Below are 14631 nucleotides of genomic sequence, written 5' to 3'. Positions count from 1 at the left end.
CTGTGCTTGTTGCGATATTTTTTGACCGGCGCGTCATCCTCAGCCGGCGTTGAAACGGGGATTCATCATGCAAATCGGTTCGATTGTCCGCTCAGTGCATATCGCCGTGCCTCAGGGCGCGCGCGGCATCGTCATGCGCATCCTTGGCGACATGGCCATGGTCGCCTGGTACGCAGGCGAGCCCGGCGTCACCCAGCTCCTCAACACGGAGCCGTTCTTTCTTGAAGACCTGATCGACACCGGCGACATCGTGCGGCCGGCGAACACGGTCGTTCACTGAGTCTCACTGAAAACCCGCCGTGCTGATGCCGTCCGCGCGCCGGCGCGGCACAATGCCGGGATGAACCCGATCGATCCCGACTCCCACGGCGCGCCCGTTCCCCGCGATGGCGACGCGCCCCCCTTCGCCGGCCTCACGCCCGAGCGCGTGCTCGATGCACTCGACAGCGTCCTGATTCCCGCAGGCACGCGTACCGACGGCCGCCTGCTGCCCCTGAACAGCTACGAGAACCGCGTCTATCAAGTGGGCGTGGAGGACGGCCCGCCGGTTATCGCGAAGTTCTATCGGCCGGAACGCTGGTCGGACGGCGCGATCCTCGAAGAGCACGCGTTCGTCGCGAGCCTCGTCGCACGCGAGATTCCGGCCGTGCCCGCGCGCGTGCTCGAAGGCGCCACGCTGCACGCGTTCGGCGGCTTCCGCTTTTCCGTGTTCGAGCGGCGCGGCGGACGCGCGCCTGATCTCGATCGCACTGATACGCTCGAGTGGCTCGGGCGCTTCATCGGGCGGATTCACGCGGTGGGCGCAATCGAGCCGTATCGCGAACGTCCGACGCTCGACATCACCACCTTCGGCTACGAACCACGCGACTATCTGCTCGCGCACGACTTCGTGCCCGCCGACGTGCGCGAGGCATGGGAAACGGTCGTCGCGATGGCGCTCGAAGGCGTCGCGCACTGCTTCGAGCGGGCGGGCGACGTACAGCATCTGCGCCTGCACGGCGACTGTCATCCGAGCAACGTGCTGTGGACCGATTGCGGCCCGCATTTCGTCGATTTCGACGACAGCCGCATGGGCCCCGCCATCCAGGATCTGTGGCTGCTGCTGCCGGCGGGCCGCGCGGACGCCTCGCGGGCGCTGACGGACCTGCTCGCCGGCTACGAGGACTTCTGCGAGTTCAATCCACGCGAACTGCATCTGATCGAAGCCCTGCGCACGCTGCGCCTGATCCACTATTCGGCGTGGCTCGCGCGCCGCTGGAACGATCCGGCCTTCCCTGCCGCGTTTCCGTGGTTCAACACGCAGCGCTATTGGGAGGAGCGAATCCTCGAATTGCGGGAGCAGGTCGGCGCCATGCAGGAAGGGCCGCTCTGGCCCGTCTGAAATCTTTCGTGACACCCCGGGCGTTTTAAACAATCACAAACGATTGCAAAGCCTTTTAGCGCGTGTAACGATAACGATTCTCATCTTCCCGCCTCTTTTTGATCGCCGCGCCTGCGATCGGGGGCGGGCTTGTGCATCCGTTTCGAAATCCTGGAGAGACGCTTGAACGCGCCCGACACCCTCAATCCGCAGCCGCCTGCAGCGAGCGGCCCGGCCCACTATCGTCCGCATGGCCGTCTGATCGACGACGCCGAGCAGTTCGTGCGCAAGAACCGCTCGCGCCGCTCAACTTTTCTCAAATGGCTGCGCAAGGTGCATGGCTGGATTGGTCTGTGGGGTGCGCTGCTCGGTCTCCTGTTCGGCGTGACGGGCTTTCTGCTGAATCATCGCGCGCCGCCGCTGCGCATCTCGACGGGCGAGCCGCAGGTGTCGCAGCTGCAAATGCCGTTGCCGGCAGAAGGCTTCAAGACGCCGCGCGACATGGGCGCCTGGCTCAAGCGCGAACTGAAGCTCGACGGCAATCTCGGCCGCACGCGCCGCGAACCGTCGCATGCCGTGGGCTGGGGCGACAAGAGCACGATGCAGCCGGAACAGTGGTCGGTGATGGTGGCTTCGCCGGGCGGCAACGTGATGGCCGAATACTGGGTGGGCAACAACTTCGTTTCGGTGAAGCGCACCGACAACACCTTCCTCGCGATGATGACCAACCTGCACAAGGGCGTGGGCCTGAGCGTCGGCTGGATCCTGCTCATCGATACCTTCGCGGGCAGCATCGTGCTGCTGTCGCTGACGGGCGTGCTGCTCTGGACCGAACTCAACAAGAAGCGCACGGCAGGCGCAGTGATCGTGGCGGCTTCGCTGATTGCGGCGATCGTCTGCGGGCTGATCTGAGCGCTCCGTCACGCGATGAGCGTTCTCACGACGCTCACACGCCGCACACCTCTCCTTTGCCCGCCACTTCACGCGCCGCCTTTGCGCCTTCCACCTGCAGCAGTTCCGGCAGCGAGACGCCGTTCTTGGCAGCGGTGACTTCGGCGAGTATCGACACCGCGATTTCCGGCGGCGTCCTGCTGCCGATATAAATGCCTACGGGCCCATGCAGCCGGGCCAGTTCGGCTTCGCTGAGATCGAACTCCTTCAGCCGTTCGCGCCGCGCCGCGTTATTGCGCCGCGATCCCAGCGCGCCGACATAGAACGCCGGCGTCTTCAGCGCTTCCATCAGCGCGAGGTCGTCGAGCTTCGGATCGTGCGTCAGCGCGATCACCGCGCAGCGTTCGTCGAGCTGCATCTCCATGACGGTGTCGTCGGGCATGGTGCGGACGATCGTCGTGCCCGGCACGTTCCACTCTTCCGTGTATTCCTCGCGCGGGTCGCACACGGTCACCTGATAATCCAGCCCTACGGCGATGCTGCACAGATAACGCGACAACTGCCCCGCGCCGATCACCAGCATCCGGTAACGCGGGCCGTGGATCGTCAGCAGTTGCTGGTCGTCGAAGAGGACGCCATCGGTGGCCTGGGCCGGTTCGAGACGCGCGGCGCCGGTTGCCATGTCGAGCGTGCGCGCCACCAGCCTGCCGCTTTCCACGGCCGCACACAGCTCCGCGATGCCGCTCGCGCGCGTGAGCGGCTCCAGCACGAGCTGGATGGTGCCGCCGCACGGCAAGCCGAAGCGATGCGCCTCTTCGGCGCTGATGCCGTATTTCACCGCCTCGGGCGCGGTCTGCTCGATGCCCCGCTGCCGCACCCGCTCGATCAGATCATCCTCGATACACCCGCCCGATACCGATCCGACCACGTGTCCATCGCCGCGCACGGCGAGCATCGCGCCTTCGGGCCGTGGCGACGAGCCCCATGTTTTGACGACCGTGACGAGCAGTGCGCGATGGCCTTCTTCGAGCCATCGCGCGCTGTTCTTCAGGACTTCGAGATCCACGCTGTCCATGATTTCTTTCCCTTTTGCTGCACGTCCTGTTCTTCGGGCGCATCCGGCGCCTCGCCGCTGCCCTCGGCTGCGGCATCCTGCGGCGCCTGACCGCCCTGAAGCTGCGCGCCGAAGCGCTTGAAAAATTCTGCCGCAATTTTGCGCGCCGCGCCGTCGACCAGACGCGAGCCGATCTGCGCCAGCTTGCCGCCCACCTGCGCGGTGGCCGAATAGCTGAGCTTGGTCGAATCGGCTTCGTCGCCGGGTTCGAGATGCACCGTCGCGCTGCCCTTGCTGAAACCCGCCGCGCCGCCCTGCCCTTCGAACACGATCGTATAGGTACGAGGCGCGTCGATGTTCGTCAGCTCCATTTTGCCCTTGAACCGCGCCTTCACCGGACCGACCGCCGCCGTCATCGCAACGGCGTAGGTGTTTTCGCCGTCGGCTTCGATGCTGTCGCAGCCCGGAATGCAGGCTTTCAGGATCGACGTGTCGTTCAGCGCTTCCCACGCGCGTTCCTGCGTGACGGGCAAGATGTGCGTTTCGGTCAGTTCCATCGCGGGCCTCCGGAGGGCGGATGTTGCGACAAGGCAGCAAGCTCGCGTCCGACGGCCGCGAGACTGTCGAGGTTATGCGCCGCGAGCATCGCATCGACGTGCGGCAGGATCGCGCGCGCACCCCGCGCGCGCGGCGTGAAACCGGCGTAGCGCAGCAGCGGATTGAGCCACACGAGCCGATGTGCGAAGCGCCTGAGCCGGTGCATCTCGGCATCGAGCACGTCGATGGCTTCATGATCGAGGCCATCGGTCACGAGCAGCACCGTTGCGCGTCCCGCCAGCACGCGGCGCGCCCAGCGGCGGTTGAACTCCGCGAGCGCCGCGCCGATGCGCGTACCGCCCGACCAGTCCGCGACGCTCTGGCCGAGCGCCGCGATCGCGATATCGGGATCGCGTTCGCGCAGCGCGCGCGTGGCGTGAGTCAGGCGCGTGCCGAACAGGAAGACCTGTAGCCGTTCACGCGACTGCACGAGCGCGTGGCAGAAATACAGCACCGCGCGCGAATAGGCGCTCATCGAGCCCGAGATATCGAGCAGCAGCACCAGCGGCGGCCGGCGCTCGACGACCGCGCGATACTTCCACACGGTCCAGTCGCCGCCTGAACGCACGGCATGCCGCGCGCTCGCTTTGAGGTCGGCGTGCGTGCCGCGCGACGCAGCCTTGAGCCTGCGGGTCGGCTCGGTCGCGAGCGGAATGCGGTGCGCGCGAATCTGATGCCGCAGTGTGCGCCATTCGTCGGCGCTGAGCGTGTCGAAGTCGCGGTGACTCAGGCGCTCCTGCGCGCTGAACGTGATGCGCGCATGCGCCTGCTCCGGCTGCGCGTCGGCAGGCGGCGGCTGCGGGGTCTGCACTGGCGCGGCGCGCGCCGCCAGCGCATCGGCGAGACGGTTGTTGCGCTTCGGCGGCGGCATGCCGTTCGTCACCTTCGGCAACAGCAGCGCGCGCAGCTTGCCTTCCCAGTCGGGATCGCGCCAGAACAGATCGAAGGCTGCGTCGAAGATCTCGCGCTCGTCGCTCGCGTGCACCAGCAGACAGGCGAGCGTCGCGCGGACATCGTCGCGCCGGCCGAGATCCACATGGCGCAATGCGTCGAGTGCATCGACGGCCTGCGCAGGCGACATGCCGAGCCCCGCGCCGCGCAGCAGCCTCACGAAATGCACGACATTGCGCGCGAACGGTCCCAGCGTCATGGCGCCGCCGCGAGACAGCGCGCGAGCGTATCGGCGTCCATGCGCGCGAGATCGTCCTGGTACTTGAGCAGCACGCCCAGCGTGTCCTGCACCGATTGCGGATCGAGCTCCGACACCGACAACGCCGCCAGCGCGCGGCACCAGTCGATCGTCTCCGCCACGCCCGGCGCCTTGAACAGGTCCAGCGTGCGCAGCGCATGGACGAAGGCAACGGCGCGCGCCTGCAAGTCTTGCCCCGCCTCAGGCGCGCGCGCCGCGACGATCGCCAGTTCCACGTCACGCGCCGGATAGCCGATCCACTGATACAGGCAGCGGCGCTTCAGCGCATCGTGGACTTCGCGCGTGCGGTTCGACGTCATCACGACGAGCGGCGGCCGGGCGGCGCGTACGGTGCCGTACTCGGGAATCGACACCTGGAAGTCCGACAGCAGTTCCAGCAAAAAGGCCTCGAACGGTTCATCGGCGCGGTCGATTTCATCGATCAGCAGCACGCGGCGCGCTTCCGGATGCGCGGCGTCGGGCAGCAAGGCCTGCAGCAGCGGACGCTTGAGCAGGAACTCGCCGCGATACAGCGATTCGTTCGACGGCGTCTCTCCCGCCGCTTCCGCCAGCCGCAGCGCCATGATCTGCCGCGGATAGTCCCATTCGTACAGCGCGCTCGCGGTGTCGAGTCCTTCGTAGCATTGCAGCCGCAGCAGCGTCGTGCCGCACACGCCGGCCGCCGCCTTCGCGAGCTCGGTCTTGCCGACGCCCGGCTCGCCTTCGAGAAACAGCGGGCGCTGCAGCTTCAGCGCGAGGAAGAGCGCCGTCGCGAGTTCGCGGGTCGCGAAGTACTGCTGCTCGCGCAGGCGCGCGAGCGTTTCGTCGATGGAAGCGGGGTCGTCCTGCATCGCGGCTAGAAGGACAGCGCACGTTCCACCGCGCGGCCCGCGAGCACCGGTATCAGGTGCGCGCGGTATGCGGCGCTGGCGTGCATGTCGGCGTTGAGTTGATCCGGCGCGATGGTCACGCCGCGCGCCGACGCCACCGAAAAGTCCCTCGACAACGCCGCCTCCAGCTCGGCGGACCGGAACACCGACGGCGCCGCGCCGGTCACGCCGACGCGCACGCCATCCTTGAACTTCGCGACGAACACGCCGACCAGCGCGAAGTGCGACGCGGGATTGCGAAACTTCTCATACGCCGCGCGCTCGGCCAGCGGAAACTCGACCGCGGTGATGAGTTCATCGGGTTCGAGCGCGGTCTGATACATGTCGATGAAAAAGTCGTCGGCGGCGATGCGCCTGCGGTCCGTCACGACGGTCGCGTTCAGCGCGAGCACGGCGGACGGATAGCACGCGGCGGGATCGTCGTTGGCGAGCGAGCCGCCGATGGTCCCGCGTTCGCGCACCTGGCGGTCGCCGATCCGGCCCGCGAGATCCGCGAGGCCCGGCAATGCCTGCTGCACGTCGGGGTTCGCCGCCACGGCGGCATGGCACACGGCGCCGCCGATGGTGAGCGTGCCGCCATTCAACGTGACGGCTTTCATCGACGCGATGCGCGTCACGTCGATCAACGCCGACGGCTGCGCGAGACGCAGGCGCATGGTCGGCAGCAGGCTCTGGCCGCCGGCGAGGAACTTGGCCTCGTCGTTTGAGGAAAGCGCCGCGACGGCTGCCTGCGCTTCGCCCGGCCGTTGATAGTCGAATGAGTACATGGCCGGTCTCCTTATGCGGGTTGGGCGGCGTGCATCGCGGTCCAGACGCGGTGCGGCGTCGCGGGCATCTGCAAGTCCTTCACGCCGAGCGGCGCGAGCGCGTCGAGAATCGCGTTGATGACGGCGGGCGGCGAGCCGATCGCCCCCGCTTCGCCGCAGCCCTTCACGCCGAGCGGATTGTGCGTGCACGGCGTGCCTTTCGCGGTCTCCACGGTGAAGTTCGGCAGATCCACGGCGTGCGGCATCGCGTAGTCCATGAACGAGCCGGACAGCAACTGGCCGGTGCTGTCGTCATACACGCAGCGTTCGAGCATCGCCTGCCCGATGCCCTGTCCCAGCCCGCCGTGCACCTGGCCTTCGACGATCATCGGATTGATCACGTTGCCGAAGTCGTCGACGGCGGTGAACTTCTGGATGCGCGTCTCGCCCGTGTCCTGGTCCACTTCCACTTCGCACACGTAGGCGCCGGACGGATAGGTGAAGTTGGTCGGATCGTAGAACGCGTTCTCGTTGAGGCCTGGCTCCATCTGGTCGAGCGGGAAGTTGTGCGGCACGTAGGCGGCCAGCGAGACATCGACAAAGGTCTTGGTGCGGTCCGTTCCCGCGACCCGGAACACGCCGTTCTGGAACTCGATGTCCTCCACCGCCGCTTCCAGCAGATGCGCGGCGATCTTCTTCGCCTTCGACTCGACCTTGTCGAGCGCCTTCATGATCGCCGAGCCGCCGACCGAGATCGAGCGCGACCCGTACGTGCCCATGCCGAAGGGAATGCGTCCGGTATCGCCGTGGATGACCTCGACGTTTTCGATCGCGATGCCGAGCCGGTCCGCGACCACTTGCGCGAAGGTGGTTTCGTGGCCTTGGCCGTGACTGTGCGAGCCGGTGAAGACGGTGACCGAGCCGGTCGGATGCACGCGCACTTCGCCTGCTTCGAAGAGACCGGCGCGCGCGCCCAGTGCGCCCGCCACGTTCGACGGCGCCAGTCCGCACGCCTCGATGTAGCACGAATAACCGATGCCGCGCAGCTTGCCGTTTTGCTTCGATTCCTCGCGCCGCGCCGCGAAACCTTTCACGTCGGCGAGTTCCAGCGCGCGATCGAGGCAGGCGTCGTAATCGCCGGTGTCGTAGGTCAGGCCGACCGGCGTCGCATACGGAAACTCGCGGATGAAGTTGCGGCGCCGCAGTTCCACCGGGTCGATGTTCAGCTCGCGCGCCGCCGTTTCCACCAGCCGCTCGACCACATACGTCGCTTCCGGCCGGCCCGCGCCGCGATACGCATCCACCGGCACGGTGTTGGTGAACACGGCTTTCACTTCGGCGTAGATGGCGGGCGTCGTGTACTGGCCGGCGAGCAGCGTCGCGTAGAGCACGGTCGGGATCGACGAGGCGAAGGTCGACAGATACGCGCCCATGTTCGCCGTCGTATGCACGCGCATGCCGATGAACTTGCCGTCCCCGTCGATGGCAAGTTCCGCCTTCGTGACGTGGTCGCGGCCGTGCGCGTCGGAGAGAAAGGCTTCGGAACGTTCCGCTGTCCACTTGACCGGCCGCCCGACTTTCCGGGAGGCCCACGTCAGCGCGACATCTTCCGGATACAGGAAGATCTTCGAGCCGAAGCCCCCGCCGACGTCCGGCGCGATCACGCGCAGTTTCGACTCCGGCAGTTGCAGTACGAACGCCGCCATCAGCAGACGTTCCACGTGCGGGTTCTGGTTCGCGACGTAGACCGTGTAGCTCTCGTCGTGCTTCGAGTAGCTCGCGTTGACGGCGCGCGGTTCGATGGCATTCGGCACGAGACGCTGATTGACGATATCGAGCGTCGTCACGTGCGCGGCCTGCGCGAAGGCGGCGTCGGTCCGGGCCTTGTCGCCGTGGCCCCAGTTGTAGCAGATGTTGTTCGGCACGCTGTCGTGTACCAGCGGCTGGCCGGCGTCGGATGCGCTGCCGGTATCGACCGTAGCGGGCAGCTCGTCGTAATCCACCTCGATCAGTTCGAGCGCGTCCTTCGCCTCCTTGACCGTCTCCGCGATCACCAGTGCCACCTGATCGCCCACATGCAGCACCTTGTCGTGGGCGATGACCGGGTGCGGGGGTTCGTGCATCGGTGAGCCGTCGGTGCTGTGGATCAGCCAGCCGCACGGCAGGCCGCCGACGTTCTCGCCCGCCAGATCCCGGCCCGTGAAGATGCCGATCACGCCCGGCGACGCCTTCGCCGCCTCGATATCGATGCGCGTGATCCGCGCGTGCGCATGCGGCGAGCGCAGGAACACGCCATGGCTTTGCTGCGGCAGGACCACGTCGTCCGTGTACTGGCCCGCGCCGGTCAGGAAGCGATAGTCTTCCTTGCGCTTGACGCCGGCGCCGATCAATTTCTTATGCTCAGGGGCATTCATCGCGGTCTCCTGTTCAGGCGCGATTCATCGTTTCGGAGGGGGATCGGAACCGGGATCAGGCGCCCGCTTTCATGTCCTGCGCGCCCTGGAGCACCGCTTTGACGATGTTGTGATAGCCCGTACAGCGGCACAGGTTGCCGTCGAGCTGCTCTCGGACTTCTTCCTCGGACAGGTTGGCCGACTGCGCGGCCAGCGCGCTCGCACTCATCACCATGCCCGGGGTGCAGAAGCCGCACTGCAAGCCGTGACAGTCCTTGAATGCCGCCTGCATCGGATGGAGCTGGCCGTCTCGCGCCATGCCTTCGATGGTCGTCACGTCCATGCCGTCCGCCTGCACGGCGAGCATGTTGCACGACTTCACCGCGCGGCCTTCGAGGTGCACGGTGCATGCACCGCACTGGGCGGTGTCGCAGCCGATGTGGGTGCCGGTGAGGCGGAGTTGATCGCGGAGAAACTGGACCAGCAGAAGATGCGGTTCGACGGTGGCGGTCACGGGCTTGCCGTTGACCGTCAGGCTGATGCTGAGCGCCATTTCACTGTCTCCATGTGAGGACGGACCCGCTTCACGCCGTTGCACCTGCCTTACTGCCGCCGTGAGCGTTCAGCTGGGTTGGGTGTTGTGTTTGTGACGTCGAGTAAAACACAAATCGACGGGCGTCGCCATCCGCGCGAACGCCCGTCCGGTTCAGGCCGCCGCACTGCAAAACGCCGCCCGGAGGCGGCGTTTGGAAACCTGTGCAGAGCGTTCAGTGCGTCGCGGTTTCGCGCTCATTCAAACGGGCAGACGCGCCCGACGCTTCAGACGGCGCGCGGCCCAGCAGCGCGTGACGGCGCGAATAGGCGAAATAGATCGCCAGACCGGCCACCAGCCACACGAGGAAGGCAATCCAGGTGGTCGCCTGGAGGTTGGCCATGAGGAAGAGGCACGAGGCGACGGCCAGCACCGGCACCACCGGCACGCCCGGGCAGCGGAACGCACGCGGCAGGTCGGGGTGCGTACGGCGCAGGATCAGCACCGCGACGGACATCAGCGAGAACGCGGCCAGCGTGCCGATGTTGATGAGTTCCGCCAGCACATTGAGCGGCACGAGCGCGCCGATCAGCCCGAAGACGATGCCGACGAGCCAGGAAGTGAAGAAAGGCGTCGAAAAGCGCGGATGCACCTTCGACAGGCGCGCGGGCAGGAGACCGTCGCGCGACATCGCGTAGATGATGCGGGTCTGGCCGTAGCTCATCACGAGAATCACGGTGAGCATGCCGAGCACCGCGCCGAGATCGATGAAGCCGGCCACCCAGTTCTGCCCCGCCAACTGCAGCGCGAACGACACCGGATGCGGATTGTTCGCAAACTGCGCCGACGGCACGATCCCCGTCACGACGCCCGCCACCGCTACGTACAGCACGGCGCACACGACCAGCGACGAGATGATGCCGATGGGCAGATCGCGCTTCGGATTCTTCACTTCTTCCGCCGCCGACGACACCGCGTCGAAGCCGATGAACGCGAAGAACATCACGGCGGCCGCGCCGAACACGCCGGACCAGCCGTGCGGCATGAACGGATGCCAGTTCGCGGGCTTGACGTGGAACACGCCCACGGCGATCACCAGCAACACGACCGTCACCTTGATCGCGACCATGAGGTTGTTGACGCGCGTCGATTCCTTGATGCCGACCGAGAGCAGCGTGGTGATGGCCATCATTACCAGGAACGCGGGCAGGTTGAACCAGGTGACCTGGCCGGGCAGCGCACCGGGCGCGGCGGTCAGGACGGTGGGCAAGGCGACGCCGAAGCCGGACAACAGCGATTGCAGATAGCCGGACCAACCCACGGACACGGCTGACGACGCGAGCCCGTACTCGAGCATCAGATCCCAGCCGATGATCCACGCGGCCAGTTCGCCGAGTGTCGCGTAGGAATAGGTGTAGATGGAGCCGGCGACGGGAATCGTCGATGAGAATTCGGCGTAGGCCAGCGCGGCGAAACCGCAGGCGACTGCCGCGACGATGAACGAGATCATCAGGGCCGGGCCTGCTTGCACGGCGCCCGTGCCGGTCAGCACGAAAATCCCGGTGCCGATGATCGCCCCGATGCCGAGAAAGGTCAGATCGAGGGCGCCGAGTGTTTTCTTGAGCGAGGTGCCGGACGCGCTGGCCAGCATGTGCTCGACATTCTTCCTGCGGAACAACGACATTGCGATGAATCTCCTTCTGGCACGCGGGCGCCCTGCTGCGGGAAACCCGGCATTTTATCGGAGACTCAAAGATTGCCCTGAGATGGGGCACGTCACGCATGCTGTGGCGAAGTTTTACGAATTTATCTCGAGAAAGATAAATTATCAGCTGGCGATGCCCGGATTCATGTCGACGAGACGGTTGCTCATGACGTAGAAGGTCAGTTCCGCGTTGTTGGCGAGCTTCATCTTCTCCAACAACCGCGCGCGATAAACACTCACCGTTTTAACCGAAAGCGATAAGGCGTTCGCAATATCCGTCAGGCGCTTGCCGGACGCCAGCATGCACAGCGTCTGGAACTCGCGGTCCGACAGCTTTTCGTGCGGCAGCCGTTCGGTATCGAGCGAAACGTAGGTTGCGAGCGCTTCGGCCATTTCCGGGCTCACGTATTTCCGGCCCTCCGCCACCTGGCGGATCGCGCCGAGCATCAGCGCGGGATCGGCCGTCTTCGACAGATAGCCCGCCGCGCCCGCCTTCAGTGCCCGCACCGCGTACTGATCCTCCCGGTACATCGAGAACATCAGCACCGGCAAGCGCGGCGCGTCGCGCTTGATGCGCTTCAGCAGGTCGATACCGTTGACGTCGGGCAGCGAGATGTCGAGCATCGCGACATCGAACGGACGGCGCGCGACAAGCGCGAGCGCCTGCATGCCGGTTTCGGCCTCCGACACTTCAGCGGCGACGCCGCGCTCCACCAGCAATTGCGCGACGCCGCGGCGCACGATGGCGTGGTCGTCGGCGAGCAGGACCTTGAGCATCGGCGGCCTCAGGCGCTCATGACGCCGACCGCGAACAACGCCGGCCGCGCCGCGGCCCACGGCAGGCGCGCGCGCACGATGGTTCCCGCCGGTTTTGCCGCCACGACGCGCAGGCTGCCGCACAGCGACTCGCAGCGCGCACGCATGCCGGACAGGCCGAAGCGCCCGCTCTTGCGACGCGCGGCCGTGCTGATGCCGATGCCGTCGTCCTCGACGGTCAGCGTGATGGCGTCGTTGTCGGCGTCGAGGGTGACGTTCGCGCGCGTGGCGCCGGCGTGGCGCGCGACATTGCCGAGCGCTTCCTGCGCCACGCGAAACAGCGCGAGCGACATGTCATCGGACAGGCGGTCGAGATGCGCGTCTCGCGCGCAGACGAACGTCACGGCAAGCGTCGTGCGGGCTTGGAAGCTTTCGATCCAGTTGAGCAGTTCGGCGCCAAGACCGGCGGCGAAGGTCGGCGCATGCAGACCCTCGACAATGCGATGGCTCGTTTCGCTGACCTCGGCCAGCGCGGCGCGCGCCTGATGCAGCGCGTCGTCGAGTGCGGCGGGGGCATCGGCGGGAAGCCAGTGTCCGGCGCGCGCGAGCGCCAGATTGGCGATGGTGAGCGCTGCGCCGGTTTCGTCGTGGAGATCCTGGGCAAGCGCCTGGCGCGCGCGTTCTTCGGTGGCGGCGAGCAGCGCGGCCAGTTCCTGCACGCGCGCGGTGAGACGCTGGATCTGCCGATCGCCCTTGAGCTTGGCGTCGATGAGCGCGGACCACGGAGACGAAGACGGAAGGCTAAAAGACGCGCCGGGACATTCCGGCGGCGGTGACGACACCCCGCGCAACGGGGCGCGACGAATCGGAGTCTCGTCGAGCGAGATCTTGGCCGGCGGGTTCATTCACATTCCTCGCTTTGAGCGCAACTGGAGCTACGTCCCCGGCTGACCCGCGAGCGGCGTAACTGAATTTACACTCTGTAACATCGAAGATGGGGCGCGCGGCGCGCGCGCCGTCTCAGGCGTAAACGGATCATATCTCAAAAATATGATAAATCCATGTCTGACAAGGCCTGGAACGGTGAACTTCATGTCGTTTGCCAAGTCCGGCGCACACAATGCGTAGGAAAAACACCTACGACACGCTGGCGGCGACGGCAAATTTGTAACTGCGCACTGTGAGTCGAGGCGAAAAAAAACCGGAGCGCGTGGCTCCGGTTCTTGCCCAGCGAATGCGGCGCAACGATCAGCCGACGAACGCCTTCTCGACGACATAGTGGCCAGGATGATTGTTGCTGCCTTCCTTGAAGCCCATGGCGTCGAGCAGTTCGCGCGTGTCGCGGAGCATGTGCGGGCTGCCGCAGAGCATGACGCGGTCGTTTTCGACGGAGAACGGCTCAACCGCCAGATCCGCGAACAGCTTCTTCGTTTCGATCAGATCCGTGATGCGGCCGCGGTTGGCGAATTCCTCGCGCGTGACGGTCGGGTAGTAGACCAGCTTCTCCGACACGATCTCGCCGATGTGCTCGTGCGCCGGCAGATGCTCGGTGATGAAGTCCTTGTACGCGAGCTCGTCGACGAAACGGCAGGTGTGCGTGAGCACAATCTTCTCGTAGCGGTCGTACACGTCCGGGTCCTTGATGATGGACATGAACGGCGCGAGCCCCGTGCCCGTCGACAGCAGCCACAGCGTCTTGCCGGGCAGCAGGTTGTCGGCCATGAGCGTGCCCGTCGGCTTCTTGCCGATCAGCACGGAATCACCCACCTTCAAGTGCTGCAGGCGCGAGGTCAGCGGACCGTCCGGCACCTTGATGCTCAGAAATTCGAGATGCTCTTCGTAGTTGGCGCTCGCGAGGCTGTAGGCGCGCAACAGCGGCTTGCCTTCGACTTCGAGGCCCACCATCGTGAACTGGCCGTTCTCGAAGCGGAACGAGCTGTCGCGGGTGCAGGTGAAACTGAAAAGCGTGTCGGTCCAGTGATGGACGCTCAGGACGGTTTGAGAGTTAAGGTTGCTCATGGCTTCTTGAACTGTGCGAAAACGGTGGCGCTCCGACGATCGCGGCCGGCTTGCGGCAACCATCGCCACGCCGGGGCCGCGCTGCAAACGCGCGCACGACGAAGGCGCTGCGCTGCGCGAAAGGACGATCGAGTGGTGACGGCCGCGGATCGGTACGACCCAGGCGCTTCGGTACGACTCAGGCTACGACTCGGACTACACCCAGGCAGCGCGACAGCCCGGCGGAGTCGTGCATTTTAACCCGATAGCGAATCCGCGTCGTCCGGGGCCGCGCGGGACGCCGCTGCGGCAGAGTCGCGCACGTCTGTCTCCAGACGTAACGCGCGGACGAAAAAGCGCGCTGAACGGATGTCGCTGGCTGGCGTGTGGCTGGCGGGCGGCGGGCTTCAGCGGGCTTCCTGGCAATGATCGAATCGCCGGAAGCCGCCGAGCCCGCATGATAGCAACGGAACCGTCGCCGGCTGGAAAAACCCCTTTCCGCAGAAAGGCTTGGACGCGT

The 14631-nt window shown here is 66.0% G+C and carries 14 protein-coding genes; 3 read left to right on the top strand and 11 right to left on the bottom strand.

All coding sequences use genetic code 11. The features are described from left to right. Positions 1–67 precede the first annotated feature (67 nt). The 3 genes from QCE62_RS15385 to QCE62_RS15375 all read left to right on the top strand — a co-directional run bounded on the left by QCE62_RS15385 (position 68) and on the right by QCE62_RS15375 (position 2272). A complete protein-coding gene (locus QCE62_RS15385) occupies positions 68–280 on the top strand; it encodes a hypothetical protein (RefSeq protein WP_309811131.1) in 213 nt (70 codons plus the stop codon). A gap of 60 nt (positions 281–340) precedes the next feature. Further along, the gene (locus QCE62_RS15380) at positions 341–1381 is read left to right on the top strand and encodes a serine/threonine protein kinase (protein WP_309919393.1); all 1041 of its coding nucleotides are present in this window, start codon (positions 341–343) and stop codon (positions 1379–1381) included. A gap of 162 nt (positions 1382–1543) precedes the next feature. Then, complete coding sequence (locus QCE62_RS15375; protein WP_309919390.1) at positions 1544–2272, top strand: PepSY-associated TM helix domain-containing protein; 729 nt, start codon at positions 1544–1546, stop codon at positions 2270–2272. A 34-nt stretch (positions 2273–2306) separates the two neighbouring features. Here QCE62_RS15375 and QCE62_RS15370 read toward each other — a convergent pair whose 3' ends face one another. From QCE62_RS15370 to QCE62_RS15320, 11 genes are all read right to left on the bottom strand, one after another. Beyond that, positions 2307–3326 carry an XdhC family protein gene (locus tag QCE62_RS15370; protein ID WP_309811122.1) on the bottom strand — a complete coding sequence of 340 codons (1020 nt, stop codon included), beginning with the start codon at positions 3324–3326 and terminating at the stop codon, positions 2307–2309. Further along, a complete protein-coding gene (locus QCE62_RS15365) occupies positions 3299–3862 on the bottom strand; it encodes a carbon monoxide dehydrogenase subunit G (protein ID WP_309919387.1) in 564 nt (187 codons plus the stop codon). The genes QCE62_RS15370 and QCE62_RS15365 overlap by 28 nt, the downstream gene beginning before the upstream one ends. Beyond that, positions 3853–5052: a VWA domain-containing protein gene (locus QCE62_RS15360; protein ID WP_309919385.1), complete on the bottom strand. Its 1200-nt coding sequence runs from the start codon at positions 5050–5052 to the stop codon at positions 3853–3855. The genes QCE62_RS15365 and QCE62_RS15360 overlap by 10 nt, the downstream gene beginning before the upstream one ends. Then, positions 5049–5942, bottom strand: a complete 894-nt coding sequence (locus tag QCE62_RS15355; protein ID WP_309811114.1) for a MoxR family ATPase — start codon at positions 5940–5942, stop codon at positions 5049–5051. Before QCE62_RS15355 ends, QCE62_RS15360 begins: the two co-directional genes overlap by 4 nt. 5 nt (positions 5943–5947) lie before the next feature. Then, on the bottom strand, positions 5948–6748 hold the full coding sequence (locus tag QCE62_RS15350) for a xanthine dehydrogenase family protein subunit M (protein WP_309919382.1): 801 nt from the start codon (positions 6746–6748) through the stop codon (positions 5948–5950). 11 nt (positions 6749–6759) lie between these two features. Beyond that, on the bottom strand, positions 6760–9141 hold the full coding sequence (locus QCE62_RS15345) for a xanthine dehydrogenase family protein molybdopterin-binding subunit (RefSeq protein WP_309919379.1): 2382 nt from the start codon (positions 9139–9141) through the stop codon (positions 6760–6762). A gap of 55 nt (positions 9142–9196) precedes the next feature. Beyond that, entirely contained in the window at positions 9197–9673 is a 477-nt protein-coding gene (locus QCE62_RS15340; RefSeq protein ID WP_309919377.1) for a 2Fe-2S iron-sulfur cluster-binding protein, read from the bottom strand. 214 nt (positions 9674–9887) lie between these two features. Continuing rightward, positions 9888–11336 carry an amino acid permease gene (locus QCE62_RS15335; protein WP_309919375.1) on the bottom strand — a complete coding sequence of 483 codons (1449 nt, stop codon included), beginning with the start codon at positions 11334–11336 and terminating at the stop codon, positions 9888–9890. Between the two features lie 144 nt (positions 11337–11480). Continuing rightward, positions 11481–12134 carry a response regulator transcription factor RqpR gene (gene rqpR / locus QCE62_RS15330; RefSeq protein WP_309919373.1) on the bottom strand — a complete coding sequence of 218 codons (654 nt, stop codon included), beginning with the start codon at positions 12132–12134 and terminating at the stop codon, positions 11481–11483. A gap of 8 nt (positions 12135–12142) precedes the next feature. Continuing rightward, positions 12143–13018: a sensor histidine kinase gene (locus QCE62_RS15325; protein WP_309919369.1), complete on the bottom strand. Its 876-nt coding sequence runs from the start codon at positions 13016–13018 to the stop codon at positions 12143–12145. Between the two features lie 343 nt (positions 13019–13361). Next, on the bottom strand, positions 13362–14132 hold the full coding sequence (locus QCE62_RS15320; protein ID WP_309811093.1) for a ferredoxin--NADP reductase: 771 nt from the start codon (positions 14130–14132) through the stop codon (positions 13362–13364). Positions 14133–14631: the final 499 nt, after the last annotated feature.

This window comes from Caballeronia sp. LZ033, assembly GCF_031451265.1.
Taxonomy (GTDB): Bacteria; Pseudomonadota; Gammaproteobacteria; order Burkholderiales; family Burkholderiaceae; genus Caballeronia.
The sequence above is the reverse complement of the archived record's forward strand: the minus strand, read 5'-3'. Positions and strand labels throughout refer to the sequence as shown.

Excerpts from the sequence above, each read along its gene's own strand:
- QCE62_RS15345 (WP_309919379.1), bottom strand. The coding sequence starts at position 9,141 with ATGAATGCCCCTGAGCATAAGAAATTGATCGGCGCCGGCGTCAAGCGC.
- QCE62_RS15380 (WP_309919393.1), top strand. The coding sequence starts at position 341 with ATGAACCCGATCGATCCCGACTCCCACGGCGCGCCCGTTCCCCGCGAT.
- QCE62_RS15335 (WP_309919375.1), bottom strand. The coding sequence starts at position 11,336 with ATGTCGTTGTTCCGCAGGAAGAATGTCGAGCACATGCTGGCCAGCGCG.
- QCE62_RS15365 (WP_309919387.1), bottom strand. The coding sequence starts at position 3,862 with ATGGAACTGACCGAAACGCACATCTTGCCCGTCACGCAGGAACGCGCG.
- QCE62_RS15320 (WP_309811093.1), bottom strand. The coding sequence starts at position 14,132 with ATGAGCAACCTTAACTCTCAAACCGTCCTGAGCGTCCATCACTGGACC.
- QCE62_RS15370 (WP_309811122.1), bottom strand. The coding sequence starts at position 3,326 with ATGGACAGCGTGGATCTCGAAGTCCTGAAGAACAGCGCGCGATGGCTC.
- QCE62_RS15325 (WP_309919369.1), bottom strand. The coding sequence starts at position 13,018 with ATGAACCCGCCGGCCAAGATCTCGCTCGACGAGACTCCGATTCGTCGC.
- rqpR (WP_309919373.1), bottom strand. The coding sequence starts at position 12,134 with ATGCTCAAGGTCCTGCTCGCCGACGACCACGCCATCGTGCGCCGCGGC.
- QCE62_RS15355 (WP_309811114.1), bottom strand. The coding sequence starts at position 5,942 with ATGCAGGACGACCCCGCTTCCATCGACGAAACGCTCGCGCGCCTGCGC.
- QCE62_RS15385 (WP_309811131.1), top strand. The coding sequence starts at position 68 with ATGCAAATCGGTTCGATTGTCCGCTCAGTGCATATCGCCGTGCCTCAG.
- QCE62_RS15350 (WP_309919382.1), bottom strand. The coding sequence starts at position 6,748 with ATGTACTCATTCGACTATCAACGGCCGGGCGAAGCGCAGGCAGCCGTC.
- QCE62_RS15360 (WP_309919385.1), bottom strand. The coding sequence starts at position 5,052 with ATGACGCTGGGACCGTTCGCGCGCAATGTCGTGCATTTCGTGAGGCTG.
- QCE62_RS15340 (WP_309919377.1), bottom strand. The coding sequence starts at position 9,673 with ATGGCGCTCAGCATCAGCCTGACGGTCAACGGCAAGCCCGTGACCGCC.